Here is a 23,522-nt window from a genome sequence, read left to right on the forward strand (position 1 = left end):
TGCGGGCCACTCGAGGCGTGAGTCTGGTGTTCGCCCTCAGCGGTGCCACGCAGGCGTCCTGGATGTCCAGGCTTCCACCGATTCTCGAGCAGACCCAGGCCAATTTCGTACGCTTCGGCGCCGCCCTGCTGATGCTCGGCCTCGGCACCCTGACCGCCATGCTGCTGACCGGCGCCGCGTGCGACCGGTACGGCAGTCACCGAGTGCTGATCTTCGGGTTCGCCGTGACGCTGGCCTCGCTGCTCGCGATCGCGCTGAGCCGGTCGGCGCCGACCCTGGCCATCACGCTGCTGATCATGGGGCTGGGCAGCGGCGCCTGGGACGCCGGCATGAACGTGCAGGGCCACGCGGTCGAGACCCGGCTCGACAAGCATCTGATGAGCCGGTTCCACGGCTGGTGGAGCATCGGCAGCATGACCGGCGCCGGGCTGGGTCTCGCCGCGACCCGGTTCGCCGTCCCGCTGCTGCCGCACCTGGCCACGGTCTGCGTGCTCACGGCCGGGCTCTGCGTGTTCAGCCTGCGCGCGTTCGGCCCGGTCAAGGACAGCGAACCGGAGGAATCCCGCCCGCCGCGGCGGTGGCCGTTCCGGCGGCTGCTGCCGATCGGCGCGCTGATCTTCTGCGGCGCGATCGTCGAGGGCGCGGCCGGTGACTGGCTCGCCGTCTTCCTCAACCAGGAGCGCGGGTTGTCGCACACCGGCGCCGCCCTGGGATACACCCTGTTCGTGACGGCCATGGCGGCCGGGCGTCTGTTCGCCGAGCGGCCGCACCGCCGGGTCGGCGCGGCCGGGGTGGTCCGGACCGGGGCGGTCACGGCCGGCCTCAGCATCGGCCTGGTGGTGCTGGCCGACGCCGGCCCGTGGGCCTTCATCGGCGCGCTGGGCTGGGGCGTCGGCATCTGCTGGGTGTTCCCGGCGGCACTGAGCGCGGCCGGGAACGCCGCGACGTCGTCGGCGGTCGCCGGGATGACCGCGGTCGGTTACAGCGCCAGCGTGTTCGGGCCGCTCGGCATCGGCTGGCTGGCCCACGCCACCGGCCTGGGCGCCGCCATGCTCACCCTGCTCCCACTGGCACTCGTCGTCGCGCTGCTGGCGCCGTCGCTGGGCCGGGCCGGCGCCGCGGAGTGACCCGCCGCAGCCCGAGCCGCCGCAGAGCCTCCGCGATCGGGTCGGCCGGCCGGCGGATCGGCCGGAACCCGCGGATGAAACGGCGCCAGGCCTCCCGGTCGCGCTGCCACGCTCCGATGTAGACGACGCAGTCCCGCGGATCGATGATCTGCAGGCGGCCGCTCGCCGCGACCAGGGAGGTCCGCATCTGTTCGCGGGCCGGGTCGGTTCCGCAGCGCTGCTTGATGTCGTTGATCAGTTTCAACCGGGCGGCCAGAAACGCCTCCCAGTACGCCGCGGTCGCGTCGCCGATCTTCCCGCCGTCGTCGAACAGCGCGAACAAACCCTCGGCCAGCACGTCCCCGAACTCCTCGTCGCGGGCCCGGTCGGGGTTCGCGTACGGGTCGTAGTCCTTCTGCACCGCCACGCCCGCTTGACCCACCGGCCTTAGCGCGGTGTCGTCGATGAGGAAGAACCAGTCCTCGTTGTAGATCTCGGGGAAGAAGGAGTCGATCCGGTCCGCCGCCACGGCCATCGCGCCGCCGCCGAGGAACGTGTCCTGCGGCTCCCCGGTCTCCCGGTTGGCGTGGCAGACCACGGAGTTGTCGGGGAAGCCGTCGATCCGCAGGCCCACGGCGTCGCACGTGTCGAGGAGGGCGACCGCGCGCCGGAGGTCGTCGGCCGCGGGCACCAGGATGTCGTCGTCGAGGAAGACGACGCGTTTCCAGCCGGCCAGCCGCGCGAACACCAGCCCGAGGTTGCGCTTGGCGCTCGTGTCGGTGCGCCGCCGCAGCCGGGATTTGTCGAGGATCGTGGACGTCTCGAGCACCGGCAGCTTGGCGATCGGGGCTTCGGGGAAGTCGACAGCGACGACGTCGGCCTCGACATCCCGCAGGAAGTCGGCGACCTCCTGAGCCTTCGAGCTCTTGCTGGACAGCACCAGCAGGACGCACTTCAGCTCGGCGGCCAGGCGGGCGGCCTCACGCAGCGACACCTCGTAGCGGGCGCTCGGCACGATGATGGCGTCGACGGCTACGCCGAGGTCGCCGGAGGCCGAGGCGCTGATCAGGCCCCGGTGCGACAGATGATGGGCGCTCTCGCTCACGCCTCACCGTCGGACGACCACTCGTGCAGCCGGTTCTCCGCCTGGGTCCAGTCGGGGGTCACCGCAGCTCCGTTCGGATTGATCCGGACCCGCATCAGGAGGCTGAAAGCCTGCGCGCCCGGAAAGCGACTCCGGACAAACTCTTCGTTCCGATCCCGGAACTTCGCGTCGGTCAACGCTCGAACGGCGCCGTAGGTTCCGCGGCCATATTGGCCATTACACAGTGTTACTGTTCGGCGAGCATTGTACGGGCTTTTTCCCCGAAAGAAATAGGCGACATCTTCCACCAGGCTGCCGTTCGCCTGATCGAGGACCGGCTCGAAGGTTGTTCCGTCGGCCGACGAGAAAAAGCCCGAATCCAAGTCGCTGGGCCGCATCTGCTGACGAATCGGCAGGTCAAGGCGCTGAGTAACGTCCCGATTGACGGAGTTGAAGTCCACCCCGCCGAGTAGCACCAGGTGCGACGTGAAGTCGTCCTCGCCCATCTCCTCCGACTTGAGGACGCGCACCTCGGCCGCCGGGTTGACCGCCCGGATATGACCGTGCAATTCGATCAACGCATCCAGATCGGCCAGGCTGAATGACCGTACGTAATCGGGGTCCTTCACGTCCGTATAGGGCATGCGCTCGCGGAATCGCTTGGGCAGACTGCCGCTGACGATGATGATGGGCCGCTGATCGGGGAAAAACCACGTGCCGCCGCCGATCGTGTCGTCGCCCGGACCGGCCAGCGTGACCTGGCGCGGGCCGAACACGCCGCTCTCGTCGGGCTGGCCGTCGAACGAGCGCAGGCTCAGCAGTTCGGTGTGCAGCCCGTCGCGCAGGACCCGCTCCTCCTCAATGAGCTCGTGCTCGTCGAGCAACCGCGCGGGCTCCGGCTCGACTGTGCGCCGGCTCGCGAAGAACAGCGCGTATTGGGCGAGGCGGCTCACCGGGGGCACGACGGGCTTACGGGTGGACTCCCACGACGAGATCAGCGACAGACTCAGCGGGCTCTCGCCGCCCAGCGCCTCGGCCACCTGCTGCTGAGTGATCCGCAGGTCGGGCCAGTGCTGGTGGCGAAGCGCGCGCAGACGTCGCGCCAGACGTGTCTCGGGCCGCTCTGCCGGTTCCATGTCGCACCCTTCACTGAACTTCAGGGAACGCCGCAGAAGTTTAGGTCCGACCCGCAAGCTTGCGCTACGCAAAATGCTGAGCCGTACATACTGTGCCGAGAACGTGATTGAACGAAGATTCACGTCTTCGCTGTGGCATAGCCTTACTTCATTGAAGTTTCCTGAAGTTCAGGGGGCGCGAGATGAACCTTGAGGTCTCTCGACTGACAGCCGGCCGAACTCTTCCGACCGCCCGCCGCAGGCGCCGCCCCGACCCTCGTCGGGATCTCGCTCGGTGCCTGATGTTCGCGATCGCTCTGCTCGTCTTCGTCACCGCCTGCGGGGCCGAACCCGCCCCGGAAGCCTCCCGCACCGAACTGACCGTCTACTCCTCCGCCTGCGCCCTGACCCTCGCCGCGGTGCTGACCACCGCGGTCCCGGTCCTCCGGCTCCTCGTCGATCACGCCTTCTGGCTGCTCAAGGCCACGATCGTGGTCACCACAGTGCTCGGCGTCCTGCACATCCTGACCTGAACGCCGCCGTCACAGGCGGTACGTCGAAACCGTGCTCTGCAGGTCGGCGGCCGTGCGGGCCAGCTCCGAGGCGGTCTGCTGGGTCTCGGTGGCGCCCGAGGTCACCTGGTGGGCCGCCTGCGCCACACCGGTGATGTTCTCGGCGATGCTGCCCGAGCCCTGCGCCGCCTGACCCACGCTGCGGGCGATCTCCGCGGTCGTCGCCGTCTGCTCCTCGACGGCCGCGGCGATCGTCGTGGCGTAGTCGTTGATCGTGCCGATCACCTCGGCGATCTGCTGGATCGCCTGCACCGCGTTCCCGGTCTCGTCCTGAATGGCCGAGACCTGGGAGGTGATCTCCTGGGTGGCCCGGGCGGTCTCCTGGGCCAGATCCTTGACCTCGGACGCCACCACCGCGAACCCCTTGCCCGACTCACCGGCGCGGGCCGCCTCGATCGTCGCGTTCAGCGCGAGCAGGTTGGTCTGCTCGGCAATCGAGGTGATCAGGGCGACGACCGTGCCGATCTGCGCGGAGGCCTCGCCGAGCCGGGCCACGCTGGTGTTGGTCGACTCGGCGGTGCGGGCGGCCTCGGCGGCGACCCCGGCGGCCTCGTTGGCGCTGTTCGAGATCTCCCGGATCGACACGCCCATCTCGTCGGTGCCGGCCGCCACCGCCTGCACGCCCTGCGAGACCTGGCCGGCCGAGTCGGAGACCGTGCTCACCTGGGCCGCGGTCTCCTCCGCGGACGCGGCCAGCTGCGCCGACACCGCGGACAGCTGCTCGGATGCGGAGGCGAGCAGGTCGGAGTTGGAATGCACCCGGCCCACGGTTCCGGCCATCGCCTCCGCGGTCTGGTTGAGCGTCTGAGCCATCCGCCCGACCTCGTCCGCGCTGTCGACCTTCACCCGTACGGTGAGATCGCCCGTCCCGACTCTCTCCAGAGCTTTCACGCAGTGCGACAGCGGGCGCACGATCAACCGCGTGATGCCCAGCGAAAGCGCGAGGCCGAGCAGGCCGCCGCCGATCAGGATGGCGATGACCAGCCACTTCGTCGACTGGTAGCGGCTCTCGGCCCGGTGCTGCTGATCGGCCGCGACCCGTACGGTGAGGTCGATGAGGGTGGTCAGCGGGGTGCGAACATCGTTCATGGCGTCGGCGAGCGCCCCGGTTCGCACGGTCTGCAGCGCCGCCCGGTCGCGCAGAGCGGCGGCGGTCATCACCCGGCCGTCCAGGACATCGACGTACCCGGTCCAGGCGGTCTTGAAATCAGCTTCGGTGGCGCGCATCTCCGGCCCGATGCCCAGCCCCGCGAACGTGCGGGCGGACTCCTCGACCTGTTGCTCGGCGCCGATCAGCGCGGATCTTGCCTGGGTCCGGCCGGCCTCGTTTACCGCCAGCAGGTAGTCACCGACGGCCAGCCAGGTGCGATTGACCGCGGCCCGCAAGTTGCCGACGGCCTCCAGTTCGAGGCTGTGCTCGTACCCCGCGGCGACCTGATCGTTGGTCTCCCCGAGGCTGCGCAGCGCGACCACCCCGTCCACCACGCTGAACAGGGTCACCGCGGCCACCGCAATCATGATCTTCGTTCCGACCCGCCGGTCAGTGAGCAGACGCCGCAAACGTCCACCGTTGTTGTCAGCCGCCACAAGAGGCTCCCGATCCGGAGTTCTATGCCTCTGTCAGCGAACACCGATTTGGTACGGGACGAACCCGAAATCAGGAAAGTACGGTGCTGCCGGGTTTTCCCTGCCCCGGCAGCACCGTCATCGAAGGAAGGTCAGCAGGTCAGGTTGCCGCCCGTAGGAACGCCGAGGATGCCGGCGAAACGGGTGTAGAGGTTGACCCGGCTCTGCACCTGGCCCGTGTTGCCGCCATTGCACTCGATGCTGTTGATGGCGCGGATCGTCGTACCGAAGCCGTTGCCGTTGACCATCGCGTTGTGCGAGGTCGTGCCCGCGGCGCCGGTGCCGGTCATCCAGTACCAGAGACCGGTCTGCCACGAGATCGACGAGTTGGTGGCCACCAGGTTCGGGTTGTTGAGCAGGTCGACGCCGAGCGCGTTGCCCGCCGCGTAGTAGTTGAAGTTCCAGCTCAGCTGGATCGGACCGCGACCGTGGTACGCCGACTGACCGGCCGGGCACCCGTACGGCTGTGAGTAGTCGCAGTAGTGCGGCCAGTTGGCCTGGTTGATCTCGTCGATGTAGATCAGCCCACCGGTCTCGTGCCCGACGTTGGCCAGGAAGGCGGCCGCCTCCTGCTTCTTGACGGTGTCGCTGCCCGAGGTGGCGAACGAGGGATACTTCTTCATGGCATCGGTCAGACCGGCGTACGTGTAGAAGCCGTTCCGGCTCGGGAACATCGAGTTGAACTGGGCCTCGGAGACGACGAACCCGCTGCCACCGCCGCCGCCGTTGTTGCCACCGCCACCGCTGCAGGTGTAGGGCGACCAGTACCAGGTGCTGATGACCGGGTCGTAGCCCGGGTTCTCGTGGCTGGCCTGGTAATACTGGCCATTGGTGTAGCGGACGATCGCGCCCGCCGCGTAATACTGACCGGCGACCCAGTCCGGATAGTTGCAGTTGGTGGTCCCGCCACCGCCGCCACCGCTGTTGCCGTCGCAGGCGCCGTTGTCCTGCCAGACGTTGGAGCCGCCGGTGCTCGGCGCCTCACCCTGGGTCCACCACTTGGCGGTCCAGTTGCGGCCGTTGTAGGACGCAGTCATGCCGTTGGTGTAGACGGCGCTGCTGCTGTAGGGGGTCACGCACGCGGCGGCCGCTTGGGACACCGTCATCGGCACCACCGCGCCGACAATGCCCAGCGTCAACACAGCAAGCAGCGTCACCAGACGTTTTCTCTTCATGGCGGACCTTTCGAGCGCCGGGGGATGGTGGGCGCGCGCGACACATTGACACAAGCAAATGTCCTGGAGCCCGGTCAATATCTGTTAACAATCTTTACCCATTCGGGCAAGACAGCCCCCGCTACCTGACGCCCCAGACTCGTCGCCCCCGGAAGGCTCCCGATGCCCAAGTCGCGCCCGCACTCCCCGGGCGGCGGCGACGGCGGCGACCCACCCCCACCCCACCCTCGCTCCCGGGGCAGCGCCGGCGGCGGCAACGCCGACAGCATCGCGGCCGCCCAGGCCGAGCTGACCACCACGGTTCACGGCGGCCGAGCCGACAAGGGAGCTCCGGCGAGCGGTGGCGGGCCCAGCACGGTGACCGGGCCGGCGGCCAGGACGCCTCTGAAACCGCCCAATCCCGGACGGCACAATCTCAACAGCATCAAGCTCAAGAGCCGCAGCAACGCTCAAAACACCATCGTGCTGCCCGGCACCGATGTCCCCGGCGACCTGGCCGACATCGCCGCGGGCCGCGGCACCTGGGACGAGCCGACCAACCGCTATCAGGTCAACGGCCGGACCTACGGTGTGGAGCCCGGTGGGACGACCTTCCCGGTCGACGGCCCCGGCTTCGCCAACCTCAACCGTTCCGAATACAAGGTCCTCAAGACTGTGATCGGCCACGACGGTGACATCGCCGCAGCACGGGAGACCCTGCGCCGCGACCCGAGCGTCAGTGAGGCGGCCTGGACAATGGCCCTCGAGGTCTTCCAGCACCACAAGAGCTACCGAGGTGGCGCATGACGTACGGCATCTACTTCGACAGCAGCACTCCGGCCGAAGCGCTGCGCCAGGCACTGCACACGGTCTACAACATCGCGCCCGAGCTGATCTACATAGGCGCGTACGAGCAGCTCAACTCCCATCCCGGCCCCGACCCGATCGTGCTCATCACGCCCGCGGACGGTCCGTTCGGTCACGAGCTTGCCGCCGGCGACAAGCTGCAGGAGCTGACCCGGGCCACGCCCCTCGAGCTGGCCCAGGCCATCTGCCGGATCGCCCGCACCCGGGCCCTGCTCGACGAGGGCAGCCCGGCGCCCGACTACTGGTTCCTGGTCGCCGCCGACGGAAGCTTCGGTCGGGTAATGACCGATCCCAACAACGACGACCTGACCATCCTGTACGCCTTGGAGCCCATCCCCGGCGAGCCCGGCCTGAAGGTCGTCCCGCCACCCGACTGGGCCAAGTCCTGGTAGACCCACCCACCGTCATGTTCCGCAGGTACGCGGTTCCTACCCGGGAAAGGCGCCCGGTGGCGCCGTGAATTACGGTTTTTGGATCTTCGGTGAGCTGGATCGAGGGGCGCTCGCGGCCGCGCTCGCCGAGATGCTCTCGCTCACGCCAGAGGCGGTCGACGTCGCGCTCGAGGACCGCGACTGGGACGCGGCCGTTCTCTGCACCGTTTCGCCCCTCGCCGGCGAGCTGCATTGGCATCTTGACGCCTACCTAAGCGTGGCCGTGGTGGGGCCGCCGCCCGAGTCGGTTGCTGCGGCCTGGCTGGCCGCGCGTCTCAAGACGGTGGTCGCCTATCGGTCGCTGCCGTTGCCGCCCAGCGCCTTCTGGGTGGTCGGGCCGGACGGGCGGCGCACCCGTGCGCGCATCTACGAGCAGGACAGCGACGACAACCTGCCCGCCGCGTACCGCATCGACGCCGTCGAACATCCCGTTGCCGCGCTGCCGGGCCTGCCCGTGGCCCCGATTCCCGAGGTCATCCGCGAATACCGGATGCCGACGCCCGTACGGGATCGGCTGGTCGAGGAACTTGGTGCCGGAGCGGCCGGAAACGTGACCATGTGGCTCGGCGCGTGGGAGGGCATGGTTTCCCGCCTGGCCGAGGGCTGGCCGCCCGACGGCTGGTATCCGGCCGACTACTACCGGGAGGACCTGCGGATTCGCGACGACCTGGCGACCGCTGTCCAGGCGCGGCCCGAAGCGGCTCGTGCCCTGGCCGAAGTGGATGGTCGCTTCCGCGACCTGACCGAGGACGATGGCGGCCGGGCGCTCGCCGCCGAGACGGGCCCGCTGCCGCCCGAGGCCGGCTGGTGGTGGCATCGCGTTCCCCACCCAGTTCCCTGGCTGGACACTCCGGGGGCATGACCTGCGGTTCCTACTTGTCGAGGAGCCATCCCCGTACGGTCGTGGTCTCGTCCTCGGTGAAGGTCATGTCGACCGACTCGGCCCGGCTGAGCACGTTGTCGACGAACGCCGCCCCGATCTCGGCCGCGGTGGGCGGGGGCAGGCGGAACAGTGGGCACCCGCCGAATGCCGCGCCGCGTACGACGAAAGCGACCGCTCCCCGGCTGACCGGCACGCCCTGGTCGCGCAGCCGGTCACGCGACCAGCTGGTGCACTGGGTGAGGTTGAAGCGGTGGGTGTCGACGTACGCGGCCAGGGTCTCGTAGATCGCGGGCCACCACGTCTGCGGCAGCCTCGGCAGGTCGAGCTGGGCGGCCAGACGCTCGACCGGCTCGGGCTGGGCCGGGCTCTGCGTCGTGGTCGCGCCCGGCTCGGGGGCGGCGTGGCGGGTGTCGTCCCACAGGAAGAGCTGCGACGTCCGCAGGTCCGGCAGTTTGAGCCCGGCCACGGCGCGGGCGAAGCTGCCGAACCCGAACCAGTTGCTGTCGGTGATCGTCTGGCCGAGCTGGACCCGCAGCCGGGCGGCGAGCGATGCCATGTTGAGCGGCTCGGTGGCGGCGGCGTACTCGCCGGCCACGATCTCGCGGAACGTCTCGTACGTCTCGCCGGGCTCGGTGTCGACCGCGAACGGCTCGTCCTCGTCCAGTTCGACCGGCTCGCCCTGCACCAGCTCCAGCAGCTGCTGGCTGTCGAGCACGTGGTCGGCGATCGAGGTGAACGCCTCGGCCGCGTCGGCCGGCGACACGATCATGGTGCGCCGGTCGGAGCGGCGCAGGCGCTGCAGCAGGGGCGTCATGTCGGAGTCGCCGGACGCGATGACGAACTCGTCGTACCGGGTGTCGGCCGACAGCGCGTCGACGGCGTCGACCACGATCCGGATGTCGGCCGCGTTCTTCGTCCCGCTGTACCGGGGGCAGTCGATCACGTCGAATCCGGCGCGCACGAACCACGGCCGGAACTTGGAGAAGAACAGCCGGGTCTGCTCGCCGGACTGGTCGGTGTGATAGACCCACCCGGCCGGGTTGAGATAGCAGCGCAGCACGAGCCACCGCCGCGGCGCGTCCGTGGTCGCCGTCACCGACATCCGGCGCAACCAGCCCCCCGGATCGCTGGCGAACTGCACCGCCGCCTCCGGATCCAGCCGGAAGAGCCCGCCGAACACGTTGTCGAAGTCGAGATAGAGCGCTGCTCGGACATGACCCACGCTCGCAACCTACCAATGGGCCCGGCCCCGCGCCCGCTGTCCGACGCACCGGCCGAACGCGGAAGAGGCCCGATCCGCCGGGATCGGGCCTCTTTCTCAGTTCGGGTCGTTCAAGTCAGGCCGCGTTCTTGGCCGGTACGCGCCACAGCCGGACCTTGTTGTCGGCGCCCGCGGTGATCAGGCGTTTGCCGTCCGGGGTGATCCGCAGCGCCCACACGGCGCCCTTGTGCCCGATCAGCAGCCCGCCCACCGCGGTTCCGGTCGCGGCGTTCCACACCCGTACGGCCCCGTCGTCGCTGCCCGTGGCCAGCAGCTTCCCGTTCGGGCTGAACCGCATCGCCCGCACCGGGCCGGACGGACCGGTGAGCGGCTCGGCCGCCGGCTCACGGGTCGCCATGTTCCACAGCTGTACGGTGTTGTCCCCGCCCGACGAGGTGGCCAGAAGCTTCCCGCCGCGGTTGAACGTGAGGGCCAGCACAGGCCCGGTACTGCTGGTCAACGCCTTGCCCGCGGGCTTGCCGGTGGCCGAGTTCCACACCCGTACGACGTTGCCGCCGCCCGAGGCGGCCAGCAGCCTCCCGCTGGGGTTGAAGCTCACCGCGTACACCGGGCCGGGGCTCACGGTCAGCGGCTTGCCGATGGGCCGGCCGGTGTAGGCCTGCCAGAGCCGTACGGTGTGGTCGTCGCCGGCGCCGATGGTGGCCAGGCGCTCGCCCTTCGGGCTGAACACGACGAACCGGACCGCGCCGGCGTGACCCTTCAGGGTGCGCAGCGCGTCCCCGGTGGTGGCATCCCAGATCCGGACCGTGCCGTCGTCGCCCGCCGTGGCCACCAGCAGGCCGGCCGGGCTGAAAGCGATCGAGCGCACCGGCCCGACGTGACCGGTCAGCGACGGCGTGGCCTGCTCTCCGGTAGCGGCCTCGTAGAGCGAGACCCCGCCGTTGCCGGCCACGCCCAGCAGCTTGCCGTCCGCGCTGTAGGCGATGGAGTTGACCGGCCCGTTCGCGACGGTGACGGCCGGCCCGGCCTTGCGCCCGGCCAACGTCCACTGCCGGACGGCCCCCTTGCCGGCGGTGGCGAACACCTTTCCGTCCGGGCGCAGGGCGATGAGACCGGCCGCGCCGGGCACCACATTGCGGGCACGGGCGGCCGCGGCACTCACGGCCGGCTCGGACTGCGGGTTTGCTTGCGCGGCGGCGGCCGGGGGTGCGAGCAGCCCGATCAGAGCCACCGCGACAGCCCATCCGGCGTGCCGCCGGTGACCGCCGACCGTACGGTCACTTCTCGTGTCTTTACGATCTCTCTTGGTAGTCACAACGGCACCGTAACTACCCGGTTCGCAGAATTTTCGGCGTGTTACGGACGATTCATCCAGCCGGGTTGCGCCGGACCCGCAGCTCAGGCGGTGGTTCCGCCGTCGGCCAGCAGGGTGCTGCCCGTCATGAACGATGAGAGGTCGGAGGCGCAGAACAGCGCGACCCGGGCGATGTCGTCCGGAACCCCGGCCCGCCCGATGGGGCCGGTCATCATCAGCGCCATCTGCGAGAGCTCCTCGGCCGAGACCCCGGAAGCGGCCGCCGCGGCGATGTTGCCCTCGGTGGGGACGTGGCTCGGCGCCACCCCGAGCACCCGGATGCCCATCGGCGCCAGTTCCAGCGCCAGCTCCCGGGTGAGTCCGCGCACGGCGTGCTTCGAGGACACGTACGCCGCCAGACCCGGTGCGCTCCCCCGGAACCCCGCCGTGGAGATGACGTTCACGATGACACCGCCGCCGCCCCCGTCCGTCATTCGCCGGGCGGCTTCACGGGCGCCGACGAAGCTGCCCCGGGCGTTGACGTCGATCACCTTGTCCCAGATCTCGTCGGTCATCTCGAGCAGCGGCACGCTGGGGAAGATGCCGGCGTTGTTGACCCAGATCTCCAGGCCGCCCAGTTCCGCGACGGCCCGGTCGGCAACAGCCTGGACCGACGTCGTGTCCGTGACGTCCAAGGCACAGCCGACGGCTCGCACACCGTGGAGCCGGGCGATGTCCTCGGCGGCGGTCACGGCCAGGCCCTCCTCGATGTCACCGATCACCAGGTCGGCTCCCGCCTCGGCCAGGCGCAGGGCGATCGCCTTGCCCAGCCCGCGCGCTCCGCCGGTTACGACCGCCCGGCGACCGGCGAGGGAGATGAGGTCGGCCAGGGATTTGCTCGATACGTCGGCAGTGGTCACGGAGGTGCCTTCCAGTTCGGGTCGGGCGATGCGACTGCCGACGTTAGGTCTCCTGCGGCTAAATGGCAACAGTGTGTATACATTTGCTGGCCGACATCAGTTGGCTAGGGTCAGGACCTGATGACCGAACCGAACCGGCGCACCCGCGGGATCCAGCGGGGCCCGCGCAGCACCCAGGTGGTGGAAAATGTCCGCGCCGCCACCTTGGCCGAACTGTCCCGCACCGGGTTCGCGAACCTGACCATCGACGCCGTGGCCAAGGCGGCGGGGGTGAGCCGCCCGACCATCTACCGGCGCTGGCCTTCGAAGGCGGCGCTGCTGCAGGCGGTCGTCGAGCCGCTGCTCGAACGCTACGACACCGATCCCGACACCGGCGCACTGTCCGGCGACCTGCTCGAACTGATGACCCTGATCAGGGACAACGCGGCCCGCCCGGAAGGCCGCGCCATGATCACGGCGGCCACCACCGGGGCCGCCGAGCTGCAGGAACTGGTGCGGGCCGCGAACGCGCGCACCCTGGCGCCGTTCCACCGGGCGCTGGAGCGTGCGGTAGTCCGGGGCGAGTTGAGCCCGGCGAGCGACCCGCCGATCCTGGCCTACGTCCTCTTCCAGGCCGTGGTGATGTGGGAGCAGGTGCACGACAGCGCCCCCTCGGAGGCGGACCTGACCCGCATTCTGCACGCGGTGCTGCATGGGCAGATTCCGCGAGCCGCGGCACCGGACTGATCCCCGCCTCAGGGTTCACAAGCGTAGATCTCGACGGCCGTACCCGACGACGCCGACGGCGCTCAGCACGGCCGTCATCGCGAGCATGACCATCGTGGCCGTCATGTCAGGGCCGGTCAGCGGAACCGGGGCCAGGTGGGCGAACGGCGAGATGTCGCGCACCCAGTTCGGTGCGGCGACGCTCTCGGCGACAACCAGCAGCAGGAACCCGCCGACAGCGGGAAGGCCGCCCAGGAGTCCTGTCCAGCGGGGAGCCCAGCCGGCGGCGAAGACAGCCGCGCCGAGGCTGAGTGCCACGATCGGCAGGACGTTCCAGGCGCCTCGCAGTGCGGCGTCCACGGGAAGTTCGCCGCCCATCACGCGTACGCCCGTCCAGGTGAGCAGGGCGGCGGCGGTGACCAGGGCCGCTGCGGCTGCGGCGGTGACGGCAGTTTCCGCGCCGATCAGCCGGATCCGGGTCACCGGTTGACTCGCCAGCAGGGTCAGCCGCCGGTCGGATTCGGCGGCGATCAACGCGTTCAGCCGGACCGTGGTGAAACCGCCGATCGGCATGGCGAGAATCGCGAACAGGGTCGCGGTGAACCCGCTGATGGCGCCCAGACCGGCGAAGCCCGCCTGCGCTGCCTCACCGGCCAGAGCCGGATTGTCGCGCAGGAAGTCGGTGACCGACACGGCCGTCAGCCCGATCAGCAGGTAGTAGGCGCCGATACCGATCATCCAGCCGGTCAACGGCCGCAGCACCCGCCGGACGGCGAAGGTTTCCACACTGGCCAGCAGGAGCGTGCGAGGGCGCCGGCCGTGAGCGGCTGGAACAAGGCCACCCTGAACGTCACGACGGTCGGCCGCGAACAATGCCGCCACGGTGACGAGCACGGTGGCCACGGTGAGCACCAGCAACGGCAAGGTCCGGTTGTGGACGTACGGGCCGCTCAGAGCGAGCAGGCCGAAGGGTGACGTCCAGTGCAGCCAGCCGAGTGCGGTGATGCCGTCGCCGATCATGCGGGCCAGGAGGCCGACGCCCAGGACCGTCACGGCCGTGCCGGTCGCGGGTGACCGGGCGGGAAAGACCTGCGCGGCCAGGGCGGCCACCGCGGCGAAGAACATTCCCAGCAACCCGGTGCCGGCGCCGTGGATGATCGCCCCGGCCGCAGGGGTGCCGGCGGCCAGCAGGACAGCCGTGGTGCTGATGGCGATGGCCGACGGAACTGCCATCACCGCAGCCAGATGACGGATCACGGTGGCACGAAGCGTCAGGCGGCCGGACAGGAGCACATCCCAGCGGCCGGCGTCCTCCTCGCCACGGGTGATCCGGGTTGTGGCGAGGATCGACCAGGCGCCCAGCAAGACCGCGATGACGGTGCCGACCCGCCACACCGTGAACCCGCCGGCGGTGTCGAGCCCGGTCGGGGCGCCGAACAGGGTGCGGATGGCCGGGTTGGCGGCCAGAGCCTGCAGGCCACGGGCCGCCGCGGGGTCGGCCATCACCTGCGCGTAGGTCGCGGCGACCAGCGCGGTCATCGCGGCGGGGATGGCGATGACGATGAGACCGCTGCGTCGGATCTGCCGCACCGCGAGGCGGGTGACAGCTTGGCCGGGTGCTGCGGCAACGATCGTGCCGGCGGCCGTGGCGGGCACCGTCATAGTGGTCATCGGACGGCCTCGGAACCGTAGTAGTCGAGGAAGATCTCCTCCAGGCTGGGTTCCCGTACGGCCAAGCCGGTGACGTCGGCACCGGCCAGCGCCGCCAGCGCCGGCCCCGGTGACCCGGTCAGCGTGAACCGCAGCCGGCCCTCCCCCGGCTGCTGCACGTCCTGGACTCCGCCGACGCTGTCCAACTCCGGCGGCAGCCCGGTGTAGGTCAGGCTCACCTCGGAACGGTGCAGACCACGCAGCTCGCCGATCGGCGCCACCTGGATCAGCCGGCCGGCCCGCAGAATCGCGACCCGGTCGCACACGGCGTCGACCTCGGCCAGCTGGTGGGAACTGAGGAACACCGTCTGCCCCCGGTCGCGGGCCCCGGTGACCGCGCTGCGGAACTCACGCTCCATCAACGGGTCGAGGCCGCTGGTCGGCTCGTCCAGGACCAGCAGCGGGGCCCGCGTGGCGAACGCGGCGACCAGCGCGACCTTCTGCCGATTCCCCGTCGAGTAGGTGCGGGCCGGCTTCGACAGGTCCAACTGGAAACGCTCGGCGAGTTCAGCCTGGTAGGCCGGGTCTGTGCCGGGGCCGGTGGCCGCTTGCAGGTGCAGGATCTCAGCGCCGGTGAGCTGCGGCCACAACGCGACGTCGGCGGGGACGTAGGCCAGCAGCCGGTGGGCGCGGGCGACGTCGGCCGCGTCGACGTCGAACACCCAGGCGTGCCCGGCGGTGGGGCGAGCCAGTCCGAGCAACAGGCGGATGGTGGTGGACTTGCCGGCGCCGTTCGGGCCGAGAAACCCGAACACCTCACCAGCCGAAACCTCGAGGTTGAGATCGTCGAGGGCAGTGAGGCGCCCGTACCGTTTGGTCAGGCCGGCAGTGCGCAGCGCAAGATCGCTGGTCATGGGAAGTCTGGTCACGGGAAGTCTGGTCACGGGAAGTCCTTCGCGGTCGCGTGGATATGACCGCCGACCAGACTTCCCGGCACACCTGTGGCTCACCGTACGCCTGTCCCGGATCCGCGGGGAAGGCCCGGCACCGGGTCAGGGTCGTACGGTGTCGTCGTCCCAGAAGTCGGGGATGCCGTCGGCGTCGGTGTCCCGTTCCTCATCCGCGCACAACTGCCGGTAGTGGCGGTTACGAGCCCGCAGCACCACTGTGGCCAGAAGCGCCGAGATCAGCGACCCGGCCAGGATCCCGATCCGGGCGTGCTCGTCCTGCGGACTGCCCACGCCGAACGCAAGCTCACCGATCAGCAGCGACACGGTGAACCCGATCCCGGCCAGCAGCGCCAGACCGAGCACATCCCACCAGCTCACCCCGTCGCCGAGGGTGGCTCGGGTGAAGCGCTGCACCAGCCAGGTCGACCCCAGCACGCCGGCGCATTTGCCGATCACGAGACCGGCGATGATGCCGATCGTCACCGGGTCCCGCAGCGTCTCCCCCAGACCGCCCGCACCGGCGATCGAGACGCCCGCGGCGAAGAACGCGAAGACCGGCACGGCGAACCCGGCCGACAACGGCCGCCACCGGTGCTCGAAGTGCTCGGCCAGACCGGGACCCTCCCCGCCGCTGCGGCGCACCACCGGAACCATGAAGCCGAGCAGCACCCCGGCCACTGTGGCGTGCACCCCGGAGGCGTGCACCAGCGCCCACGTGGCCGCGGCCAACGGCAGCAACAGCCACCACGAACGGACTCGCCGTTGCACCAGCACCGCGAACAACGCCAGCGGCACCAGCGCCGCGGCCAGCGGCAGCAGGGACAGCGAGCTGGTGTAGAAGACCGCGATGATCAGAATGGCGAGGAGGTCGTCGACCACCGCGAGGGTCAGCAGGAACGTACGCAGCGCCACCGGGAGGTGGGTGGAGATCACCGCGAGGACGGCGAGGGCGAACGCGATGTCGGTGGCCGTCGGCACGGCCCACCCGGACAACGCCCCACCCTCGGCGCTCCCGTTGACGGCCACATAAATCACCGCGGGCACGGCCATCCCGCCGACCGCGGCGGCGACCGGCATCACGGCCCGGCGCGGATCGCGGAGATCACCGGCGACGAATTCGCGTTTGAGCTCGAGGCCGGCGACGAAGAAGAAGATCGCCAGCAGCCCGTCGCCCGCCCACTGGGCGAGAGTCAGGTCCAGATGCAGCGCATGCGGCCCGACCTTCCAGGCGACGAGATCCTGATAGTTCTCCGACCAGGGCGAGTTCGCCCAGACCAGCGCCAGCACGGCGGCACCGAGCAGAAGAGCTCCACCGACGGTTTCGGCACGCAGGATGTCGCCGATCCGGCTGACCTCCGGCCAGGTGCCACGGCCGAAGAGGTGGCGGGTCGGACGGGTCGGTGGTGTCGCGGTCACGGGACTCCTTCGGCAGGGCACGGCGAGAACATCGCCGACCAGCCTTCCCGGCACACCTGCCTGCAACCTACCTTGTCCGGCCGGACCCGGCAGGCAAAGGCCTGGGGCCGCCGGGCCGACAACGCCCAACGACCCCAGGTTGACTCGTGCGTTGCTCGGCATCACCCCAGCTTGGGATGCCCAGCGCTCACACGCGTGTCACTGTGTCAGTGCCGGTCGCCGCGACCGTTGTTGTCGCCACGGCCGTTGTTGTCACCGCGACCGTTGTTGTCGCCACGGCCGTTGTTGTCGCCACGGCCGTTGTTGTCGCCACGGCCGTTGTTGTCGCCACGACCGTTGTGGTCCCGGTCGCCCCGGCCGTTGTTGTCACCGCGACCGTGGTGGTCCCGGTCACCGCGGCCGTTGTGGTCCCAGCCGCCGTGGCGGCGGTCCCGGTCCCGGACCCAGTCGTTGCGGTGCGAACCGGGCCGGAAGTGCCGGAACTGGCCCGGGCGAGCCTGCCGGAACTGGCCGGCCCAGACGGGCCGGAACTGGGTCGGGAAGCCCCGGACGACCTGGAAGGGCCGGCCGAAGCCGAACGAGCCCCAGTTGTCGTAGTCGGCGACCTCGAGGGCCCACGCGCCCCGGCGCATGCCGACCCGCACGATGTTGCAGTCGTGGTCGTCCCAGGCGCCGGTCCGCTCGCCGTAGATGCCGGCCAGCTCACAGTCACGCAGCGAGCGGTAGAAGCCAACGATCTGGCTCTCGCCACGCCACATGTTCTGGCTGGCCGTGGTCTTGCTCTCCGGTGCCGCGGGCGCGGCCGGAGCCGCCTGGGCCGGGCCCATGCCAACGGTCAAGGCGGTGAGCACGCCGAACCCTCCCAGGGTGATGGCGCGGGTGAGCTTGTTCATTGCGATCCCTTTCGTACCGTATGGCGTGATGCCTTACGAGAGGAAAAACCCGATTTGGACCACATCGGAACCTGGCCTAACGGTCAACCTCGAGCGCCGAACAGATCACCGGCCGATGACCGTTCGGCAGAGCCGACCGCAGTGGAGATCGGGGAGAAACCGCATGTGCCAAGCGGCGGCGGGGACCTTGTCCCCCGTGCGAGCTACCCGCAAGTGTCCACCGCACGGTGACGATTGTGGCGGCCTGAATCCATAGGTTTCTTCATGTCCGCGGCGCCCCGGTCGCGGCCTGAGAAGGAGTCATCATGCGATTCGTCAAACAGCTTCTCGCCGTTCTCGCGGTCGCCGTCGTCGGCGGGCAGGGCGTCGCCGCCGTCGAGGGCAACTTCCTCCTCACCCTGGCCATCGGCGCTGCGACGGCCGTGCTGGGCGTGGTCGTCTACCGGTGGGTGGTGCGGCACACCGAGCGACGCGAGCCGGCCGAGCTCGGACTGGACGGCTGGGGCGGGAAGCTGGGCCGCGGGACGCTCATTGGGTTCGCCATGTTCGCGGCCGTCATCGCCAACATCGCGTTCCTGGGCGGCTACCACGTCGAGGGCCTGGGCTCGCCGACCGGAGCGCTGGGTCTGCTCGGGTTCATGGCGGCCGCAGCGGTCACCGAGGAGCTGCTGTTCCGGGGAGTGCTGTTCCGGATCATCGAGGAGCGTACGGGCACCTGGATCGCTCTTGCTCTGACCGGCGTGGTGTTCGGCGCCATGCATCTGGCGAACCCGGACGCCAGCCTGTGGGGGGCGACCGCCATCGCCATCGAGGCCGGGTTCATGCTCGCCGCCTGTTACGCCGCCACCCGCAACCTGTGGGTGCCGATCGGTCTGCACTTCGGCTGGAATTTCGCGGCCGGCGGCCTCTTCAGCGTCGTGGTCTCGGGCAACGGCGACTCGAAGGGGCTGCTCGAGGCCTCGATGTCGGGGCCGGCCGCGGTCAGCGGTGGCGACTTCGGGCCGGAGGGCAGCCTGTACGCGGTGCTGGCCGGCGTGGTGCTGACCGTGGTGTTCCTGTGGCTGGCCAAGCGCCGCGGGCACATCGTCCCGCGCCGTCGCCGCGCGGCGCAGACCCCGGCAACCGATACAGTTTCCCAGTGACAAGCCTCCGGAGGCTCCCGGAACTGTGGCGGCGGTGGCCGATCACGGTCCGGGATCTCCCGCTCGCTCTGGCCCTCGCCCTCGCGGCGGCGGTGCCGGCCCTGGAGCGGCAGGGCACGCAGCTCGGCAACCTCCCGGACCGCTCGTACGACGCGCTGACCGTCGGTGTCGTCGCCCTGCAGGCTCTGCCGCTCGCCGTTCGCCGACGGTGGCCGGCCCTCTGCCTCGCCCTGGTGTCGCTCGGCTTTCTGATCGACCAGTTCCGCGGCTATCACACCGTCGCGGGTACGGGACTGGCTGTCGCGCTCCTCAGCGCCGGCGCCCACCTGGAACGGCACCGCTGGGTCGCCGCGGGTCTCGCCTCGGCGGCGTACGTGCCCCTGGTGATCTCCCTCGACCGGCGCGGCTCGAGTGAGGGCGTCGCCGGTTTCACCACCTTCTACCTGCTGATGGCGCTTGCGTGGGGCGCCGGGGCGTGGCTGCGCCGCAACCGGGCCGTCGAGGCCGAGCGCCGCCGCCATGTCGAGGAGGCCACCCGTACGGCGGAGCGCACGCGCATCGCCCGGGAGCTGCACGACGTCGTCACCCACCACGTGACGGCGATGGTCGTGCAGGCCGAGGCGGCGCGCTACCTGACGGCCGCCCCGGACAAGCTGGACCAGACCTTGACGGCGATCACCGGCACGGGCCGCCGGGCCATCGGCGACCTGCGGCAACTGCTCGACCTCCTCAACCCCGACCACAGCACAGCCGACCCTCGTACGCCCACCGTCGTCGACCTGGACGCCCTCGTCGACCATTCCCGCCAGGCCGGGCAGCCGGTCGAGTTCGTCAGGGAGGGCACGCCGGCCGCGGCCACCGGCGGCGCCGAGCTGGCGGCGTACCGGGTGGTGCAGGAGGCGCTGACGAACGCGCTGAAGTACGCGCACGGCAGCCGCACGAGGGTTCACGTTCACCACGGAAGCAGGGAGACGACCGTGGAGATCAGCACCGACCACTCCGGATCCGCCGCCGCGTCCCCGGGAGGCAGCGGACGCGGTCTCGCCGGGCTCCGCGAGCGGGTCACCGCCCTCGGTGGCGACTTCAGCGCGGGCGCGCAGGCCGGCGGCGGCTTCCTCGTACGGGCCCGGATCCCGGCCGGAAACCCGTCGTGACCACGCCGATCCGGGTGCTGGTCTGCGACGACCAGGAGCTGATCCGCGCCGGCTTCGCGACGATCATCGACGCCCAGCCCGACATGGAGATCGTCGGCGAGTGCGGCGACGGGCGCGCGGCGATCGACCTGGCCACCCGGCTCCGGCCGGACGTGGTCGTGATGGACGTCCGGATGCCGGTGCTCGACGGCATCGAGGCGACCCGCCGGCTGGCCGGCGCCGCGGTCCCCGAGCCGGTGAAGGTCCTCGTGGTGACGACGTTCAACCTCGACGAGTACGTCTACGAGGCGCTGCGCGCCGGCGCCAGCGGCTTCCTGCTCAAGGACGCCCCACCGGCACAGCTGCTCAACGGCATCCGCACGGTCGCGACGGGCGCCGCGCTGCTGGCCCCGGAGGTGACCCGGCAGCTGGTGGGCCGGTACGCGGCCCGCATCCGGCCGGCCGAGGGCGAACCGGACGGCGGCGCGCTGACCCCGCGCGAGCTGGAGGTGCTCCGGCTCATTGCCGAGGGCCTGTCCAACAGCGAGATCGCCGCGGCCCTGGTGATCAGCCACGAGACGGTCAAGACGTACGTGTCCCGCATCCTCACCAAGCTCAACCTGCGTGACCGGGTGCAGGCCGTCGTGTACGCGTACCGCCGCGGCCTGGTGACCTGAGCCGTCCGCTCCGTCATCTATTGACACTCCTGTCCGGCCGCACCTAACCTAACGTTGTTAGAAGATCTAACGCTGTTAGAAAACCACAGAACAAGGAGATTCCCATGCGTACGCGTAACTTCGTTTCCGGTCTTGCTGCGGTAGCAACGGCTGCGGCTTTCCTGGCCGGGGCGGCAGGCTCCTCGGCGGCGTCCCCGAGGAAGCAGAATGTGCCGTCGGGGGTCGAGCATGCGCAGCCCAGCGATCGAGTGCCGACGATCGGGCGGCGCTGGGCCGCCGCGTGGATGACCACCGACACCCGCGATCTCGCTCGCCTCTACACCAAGGACGCCGTCTACACCGACCGCGCTCTCAACCTGGTGTTCCGCGGTCGTGACGGCGTCACGGAATGGGAGACCGGCTCCCATCAGCTCATCGACGACTTCGGGTTCGAGGTGACGGCCGAAATCCGCGGGCGTGACGAGGTGGTGGTGGAGGGAGTGTTCAGTGGCCACATCGTCGGCGCGCCTCGTCCGTTCGCGGTGCCGGCCGTGACCGTGCTGCGGCTGCGCGGCAACCTGATCCGGTCGAGCGCCGACTACTACAACCGGGGTGAGATCTTGAGCGATTCCGGCCTGCCCACGGACTGGACCCCGACCGGCAACTGAGGCCGTCCTGAATACAGCTCCGGCCCGGTTCCACGGAACCGGGCCGGAGCTATTTTTTGTGCCTATGCCTCTGGCGACAGGTCGGTCTGCCAGCCGCGGAGCAACGTACGCAGCGCCTCCTGGGCGAGGCGCCGGGCGCGCTCATTGCCGACGGTGCCCAGGTGGCCGAGTGACGCAATGCCGTACAACGTGCCCCAGACGATGTCGCAGGCATCGTCCAGATCGGCCAGGACCACGCCGTGGGCGTCCGACCAGGCGGTAAGCAGTTCCTTCAGGACGCCGACGGCGGGGGCGGCCGCGCGCCGGCGCTCGTCCGCGTCGACGGCATCGCCGTTCATGACCTGATACAGGTGCGGGTGCTGGCCGGCGAACCGGACGTACTCGGACGCCAGCCGCAGCGTGCGCCGATCGATGTCGGGTTCCTCGGCGGCCGGCCGGAGCTCGGACACCATCAGGCGGTGGCCGTGGGCGACCAGCTCCAGCACGAGAGCGTCCTTGTTGGCGAAGTGCTGATAGACGACGGGTGCGGAGTATTCGACGTCGGTGGCGATGCGCCGGATCGTCAGCGCCGAGGCGCCCTCCGTCTCCAGGACGTGCAGGGCGGCCTCGATGATCCGTTCGCGCGTGCTCGCCCGTTCGCGGGCCCGCCGGGTGCCGGTCGGCACAGTTGTCACCTCGCTTCGAACTTGCTCCGGGCGCCGGGCCGCGGCGCCGTCACGACACAGCCACCTTAACGACGTTAGGCGCCGCGGTGCGCCTCGAGCCATCCTCGAACTTCGGCCACGACCCGCTGGTCCGGCTCGCCCAGTTCGTCGGCGTACTTGGGCGACACGTTCATGGTGTGCCCGACGCCGGGGTAGACGACCACCTTGTGGTCCCGGTGGCCGGCCGCCGCTACCGCCGCGTCCACGGCCAGCGCCGCCCGGGCCGGGGTCTCGAGATCGTTCTCCCCGTTGAGCAGGAGCGTCGGGCCGGAGAACCGGGGCAGCGCCATCGCGACGTACGGGAAACGGCTGAGGTCTTTGATGTATCTGACCAGGAAGGGGTCCAGGCCGGGAAGGTTCGGGTACGCGTCGATGCCGGTGATCTCGCGCAGCACCGCGCCCGCCTCCGTGTCGATGGCGATCCGGCCGTCCCGGTTCCGGTCGGTGGCGGCCTTGACCTTCGCGCCGTCGAGCAGGACGGAGCGGAACAGGTCGGCGACCGGCGGCGGCTGGCCCACCAGGCCGTCGGTCGCCTCGGTGGCGGTCAGCCGGCCGTCGCCGTCGAGGTCGAACTCGTCATGCAGCTGCAGCAGCAGGCGGCCGTGGACCTGGAAGGTCAGCAACTGCTTGACAGGCTTGCCCAGGACCGCCATCGCGACCACCCCGGCCGGTTTCGGAATGCCGAAGCTCTTGGGATCGGCGGCCAGGTTGGCGGCCACGTTGGTGCCCTCGCTGTGGCCGAGCAGGAAGATCTTCGACGGATCGACCCGCGGCGACCTGGCCGCGAACCGGAGCACCGCGGCGGCGTCCTGCTGGGTGCGATGGTAGGGCTGCTCCGGCTCCAGCTGTGCGGGATCGGTGGTCCGTACCGGCCCGATGTCGGTCACGCCACGCTTGTTGAAACGCAGAGTCGCGTAGCCCGTACGGCCGGCGGCCTGCGCGAGCCCGACGAAGGTCGAGCCCTTGCCGCCCGGCAGAGTCTGGTTCATGTCGTTGCGTCCGCTGCCGTGCAGGAACACGACCACGGGCAGTCGGCCCCGGGCGGCGCTCGGATAGGTCAGTTCGGCTTTGGTGACCCAGCCCTGGCCGAGGTCGATCCGCACCTGCTCGCGGGTGATGCCGGCCCAGCCGGAGGGTGCGGCGGGCCCGGTGGCGTCGGCGATCCCCAGACCCGCGGTGATGAGGGCGATAGTCAGGAAAGCGATCTTCATGTCTCTCTTCTCTCTTCGGCAATGCCGGCATCGCCGCAGTGGGGCCGCGCCCGTCGATCATTGGGTGCGGCCCCACATGCGGCGGGATGCCGGTACGACTCAGCGGGCGTTGCAGAGGGC

The 23,522-nt window shown here is 70.2% G+C and carries 23 protein-coding genes; 10 read left to right on the forward strand and 13 right to left on the reverse strand.

Annotated features, from left to right (window positions below):
* The first annotated feature begins 17 nt into the window (after positions 1–17).
* On the forward strand, positions 18–1,127 hold the full coding sequence (locus ACZ3I4_RS40695) for an MFS transporter (protein ID WP_465387450.1): 1,110 nt from the start codon (positions 18–20) through the stop codon (positions 1,125–1,127).
* On the opposite strand, the gene ACZ3I4_RS40700 is transcribed toward ACZ3I4_RS40695, so the two are convergent.
* Both ACZ3I4_RS40700 and ACZ3I4_RS40705 read right to left on the reverse strand, forming a co-directional pair.
* Positions 1,054–2,211 (reverse strand): hypothetical protein, encoded by a 1,158-nt coding sequence (locus tag ACZ3I4_RS40700; RefSeq protein WP_465387451.1) that lies wholly within the window; start codon positions 2,209–2,211, stop codon positions 1,054–1,056. The genes ACZ3I4_RS40695 and ACZ3I4_RS40700 overlap by 74 nt on opposite strands.
* On the reverse strand, positions 2,208–3,326 hold the full coding sequence (locus tag ACZ3I4_RS40705; RefSeq protein ID WP_465387452.1) for a helix-turn-helix domain-containing protein: 1,119 nt from the start codon (positions 3,324–3,326) through the stop codon (positions 2,208–2,210). Before ACZ3I4_RS40705 ends, ACZ3I4_RS40700 begins: the two co-directional genes overlap by 4 nt.
* A 281-nt stretch (positions 3,327–3,607) precedes the next feature.
* Between ACZ3I4_RS40705 and ACZ3I4_RS40710 the strand changes: the two genes are divergently transcribed.
* A complete protein-coding gene (locus ACZ3I4_RS40710) occupies positions 3,608–3,838 on the forward strand; it encodes a hypothetical protein (RefSeq protein ID WP_465387453.1) in 231 nt (76 codons plus the stop codon).
* 9 nt (positions 3,839–3,847) lie between these two features.
* Here ACZ3I4_RS40710 and ACZ3I4_RS40715 read toward each other — a convergent pair whose 3' ends face one another.
* Both ACZ3I4_RS40715 and ACZ3I4_RS40720 read right to left on the reverse strand, forming a co-directional pair.
* Entirely contained in the window at positions 3,848–5,464 is a 1,617-nt protein-coding gene (locus ACZ3I4_RS40715) for a methyl-accepting chemotaxis protein (protein WP_465387454.1), read from the reverse strand.
* Between the two features lie 131 nt (positions 5,465–5,595).
* Positions 5,596–6,678, reverse strand: a complete 1,083-nt coding sequence (locus tag ACZ3I4_RS40720; RefSeq protein ID WP_465387455.1) for a glycoside hydrolase family 19 protein — start codon at positions 6,676–6,678, stop codon at positions 5,596–5,598.
* A gap of 162 nt (positions 6,679–6,840) precedes the next feature.
* Between ACZ3I4_RS40720 and ACZ3I4_RS40725 the strand changes: the two genes are divergently transcribed.
* The 3 genes from ACZ3I4_RS40725 (at position 6,841) to ACZ3I4_RS40735 (ending at position 8,817) form a co-directional block, all read left to right on the forward strand.
* Entirely contained in the window at positions 6,841–7,464 is a 624-nt protein-coding gene (locus tag ACZ3I4_RS40725) for a hypothetical protein (protein WP_465387456.1), read from the forward strand.
* The gene (locus ACZ3I4_RS40730) at positions 7,461–7,916 is read left to right on the forward strand and encodes a hypothetical protein (RefSeq protein WP_465387457.1); all 456 of its coding nucleotides are present in this window, start codon (positions 7,461–7,463) and stop codon (positions 7,914–7,916) included. The genes ACZ3I4_RS40725 and ACZ3I4_RS40730 overlap by 4 nt, the downstream gene beginning before the upstream one ends.
* A gap of 64 nt (positions 7,917–7,980) precedes the next feature.
* On the forward strand, positions 7,981–8,817 hold the full coding sequence (locus ACZ3I4_RS40735) for a hypothetical protein (RefSeq protein ID WP_465387458.1): 837 nt from the start codon (positions 7,981–7,983) through the stop codon (positions 8,815–8,817).
* Positions 8,818–8,827: 10 nt separating this feature from the next.
* Here the strand turns inward: ACZ3I4_RS40735 and ACZ3I4_RS40740 are convergent, their stop codons facing one another.
* The 3 genes from ACZ3I4_RS40740 to ACZ3I4_RS40750 form a co-directional block, all read right to left on the reverse strand.
* Entirely contained in the window at positions 8,828–10,060 is a 1,233-nt protein-coding gene (locus ACZ3I4_RS40740; RefSeq protein WP_465387459.1) for an NYN domain-containing protein, read from the reverse strand.
* A gap of 115 nt (positions 10,061–10,175) precedes the next feature.
* The gene (locus ACZ3I4_RS40745) at positions 10,176–11,375 is read right to left on the reverse strand and encodes a WD40 repeat domain-containing protein (protein WP_465387460.1); all 1,200 of its coding nucleotides are present in this window, start codon (positions 11,373–11,375) and stop codon (positions 10,176–10,178) included.
* Positions 11,376–11,458: 83 nt separating this feature from the next.
* Positions 11,459–12,274, reverse strand: coding sequence for an SDR family NAD(P)-dependent oxidoreductase (locus ACZ3I4_RS40750; RefSeq protein ID WP_465387461.1), 816 nt, complete (start codon positions 12,272–12,274; stop codon positions 11,459–11,461).
* Between the two features lie 120 nt (positions 12,275–12,394).
* Between ACZ3I4_RS40750 and ACZ3I4_RS40755 the strand changes: the two genes are divergently transcribed.
* Positions 12,395–13,000 (forward strand): TetR/AcrR family transcriptional regulator, encoded by a 606-nt coding sequence (locus ACZ3I4_RS40755; protein WP_465387462.1) that lies wholly within the window; start codon positions 12,395–12,397, stop codon positions 12,998–13,000.
* A gap of 15 nt (positions 13,001–13,015) precedes the next feature.
* On the opposite strand, the gene ACZ3I4_RS40760 is transcribed toward ACZ3I4_RS40755, so the two are convergent.
* The 4 genes from ACZ3I4_RS40760 to ACZ3I4_RS40775 all read right to left on the reverse strand — a co-directional run bounded on the left by ACZ3I4_RS40760 (position 13,016) and on the right by ACZ3I4_RS40775 (position 17,888).
* Positions 13,016–14,650 (reverse strand): ABC transporter permease, encoded by a 1,635-nt coding sequence (locus ACZ3I4_RS40760; protein WP_465387463.1) that lies wholly within the window; start codon positions 14,648–14,650, stop codon positions 13,016–13,018.
* Positions 14,647–15,573 (reverse strand): ABC transporter ATP-binding protein, encoded by a 927-nt coding sequence (locus ACZ3I4_RS40765; protein WP_465387464.1) that lies wholly within the window; start codon positions 15,571–15,573, stop codon positions 14,647–14,649. Before ACZ3I4_RS40765 ends, ACZ3I4_RS40760 begins: the two co-directional genes overlap by 4 nt.
* 108 nt (positions 15,574–15,681) lie before the next feature.
* Entirely contained in the window at positions 15,682–16,995 is a 1,314-nt protein-coding gene (gene nhaA / locus ACZ3I4_RS40770; RefSeq protein ID WP_465387465.1) for a Na+/H+ antiporter NhaA, read from the reverse strand.
* 206 nt (positions 16,996–17,201) lie between these two features.
* Positions 17,202–17,888 carry a hypothetical protein gene (locus ACZ3I4_RS40775; RefSeq protein WP_465387466.1) on the reverse strand — a complete coding sequence of 229 codons (687 nt, stop codon included), beginning with the start codon at positions 17,886–17,888 and terminating at the stop codon, positions 17,202–17,204.
* Between the two features lie 305 nt (positions 17,889–18,193).
* Here ACZ3I4_RS40775 and ACZ3I4_RS40780 point away from each other — a divergent pair, with 305 nt between their 5' ends.
* From ACZ3I4_RS40780 to ACZ3I4_RS40795, 4 genes are all read left to right on the forward strand, one after another.
* A complete protein-coding gene (locus ACZ3I4_RS40780; protein WP_465387467.1) occupies positions 18,194–19,030 on the forward strand; it encodes a lysostaphin resistance A-like protein in 837 nt (278 codons plus the stop codon).
* On the forward strand, positions 19,027–20,184 hold the full coding sequence (locus ACZ3I4_RS40785) for a sensor histidine kinase (protein ID WP_465387468.1): 1,158 nt from the start codon (positions 19,027–19,029) through the stop codon (positions 20,182–20,184). Before ACZ3I4_RS40780 ends, ACZ3I4_RS40785 begins: the two co-directional genes overlap by 4 nt.
* Positions 20,181–20,840: a response regulator gene (locus tag ACZ3I4_RS40790; RefSeq protein WP_465387469.1), complete on the forward strand. Its 660-nt coding sequence runs from the start codon at positions 20,181–20,183 to the stop codon at positions 20,838–20,840. The genes ACZ3I4_RS40785 and ACZ3I4_RS40790 overlap by 4 nt, the downstream gene beginning before the upstream one ends.
* 104 nt (positions 20,841–20,944) lie before the next feature.
* A complete protein-coding gene (locus ACZ3I4_RS40795; RefSeq protein WP_465387470.1) occupies positions 20,945–21,487 on the forward strand; it encodes a nuclear transport factor 2 family protein in 543 nt (180 codons plus the stop codon).
* A gap of 62 nt (positions 21,488–21,549) precedes the next feature.
* Here ACZ3I4_RS40795 and ACZ3I4_RS40800 read toward each other — a convergent pair whose 3' ends face one another.
* Positions 21,550–22,152: a TetR/AcrR family transcriptional regulator gene (locus ACZ3I4_RS40800; RefSeq protein ID WP_465387471.1), complete on the reverse strand. Its 603-nt coding sequence runs from the start codon at positions 22,150–22,152 to the stop codon at positions 21,550–21,552.
* Between the two features lie 74 nt (positions 22,153–22,226).
* A complete protein-coding gene (locus tag ACZ3I4_RS40805) occupies positions 22,227–23,402 on the reverse strand; it encodes an alpha/beta hydrolase (protein WP_465387472.1) in 1,176 nt (391 codons plus the stop codon).
* Positions 23,403–23,522 lie beyond the last annotated feature (120 nt).

It is taken from the genome of Actinoplanes sp. NPDC021490 (genome assembly GCF_055562135.1).

What these genes read in the sequence shown, in the direction of transcription:
- ACZ3I4_RS40725 (WP_465387456.1), top strand. Translation starts at nt 6,841, where the DNA reads ATGCCCAAGTCGCGCCCGCACTCCCCGGGCGGCGGCGACGGCGGCGAC.
- ACZ3I4_RS40720 (WP_465387455.1), bottom strand. Translation starts at nt 6,678, where the DNA reads ATGAAGAGAAAACGTCTGGTGACGCTGCTTGCTGTGTTGACGCTGGGC.
- ACZ3I4_RS40780 (WP_465387467.1), top strand. Translation starts at nt 18,194, where the DNA reads ATGCGATTCGTCAAACAGCTTCTCGCCGTTCTCGCGGTCGCCGTCGTC.
- ACZ3I4_RS40775 (WP_465387466.1), bottom strand. Translation starts at nt 17,888, where the DNA reads ATGAACAAGCTCACCCGCGCCATCACCCTGGGAGGGTTCGGCGTGCTC.
- ACZ3I4_RS40730 (WP_465387457.1), top strand. Translation starts at nt 7,461, where the DNA reads ATGACGTACGGCATCTACTTCGACAGCAGCACTCCGGCCGAAGCGCTG.
- ACZ3I4_RS40710 (WP_465387453.1), top strand. Translation starts at nt 3,608, where the DNA reads ATGTTCGCGATCGCTCTGCTCGTCTTCGTCACCGCCTGCGGGGCCGAA.
- ACZ3I4_RS40805 (WP_465387472.1), bottom strand. Translation starts at nt 23,402, where the DNA reads ATGAAGATCGCTTTCCTGACTATCGCCCTCATCACCGCGGGTCTGGGG.
- ACZ3I4_RS40755 (WP_465387462.1), top strand. Translation starts at nt 12,395, where the DNA reads ATGACCGAACCGAACCGGCGCACCCGCGGGATCCAGCGGGGCCCGCGC.
- ACZ3I4_RS40705 (WP_465387452.1), bottom strand. Translation starts at nt 3,326, where the DNA reads ATGGAACCGGCAGAGCGGCCCGAGACACGTCTGGCGCGACGTCTGCGC.
- ACZ3I4_RS40795 (WP_465387470.1), top strand. Translation starts at nt 20,945, where the DNA reads ATGCGTACGCGTAACTTCGTTTCCGGTCTTGCTGCGGTAGCAACGGCT.
- ACZ3I4_RS40760 (WP_465387463.1), bottom strand. Translation starts at nt 14,650, where the DNA reads ATGACCACTATGACGGTGCCCGCCACGGCCGCCGGCACGATCGTTGCC.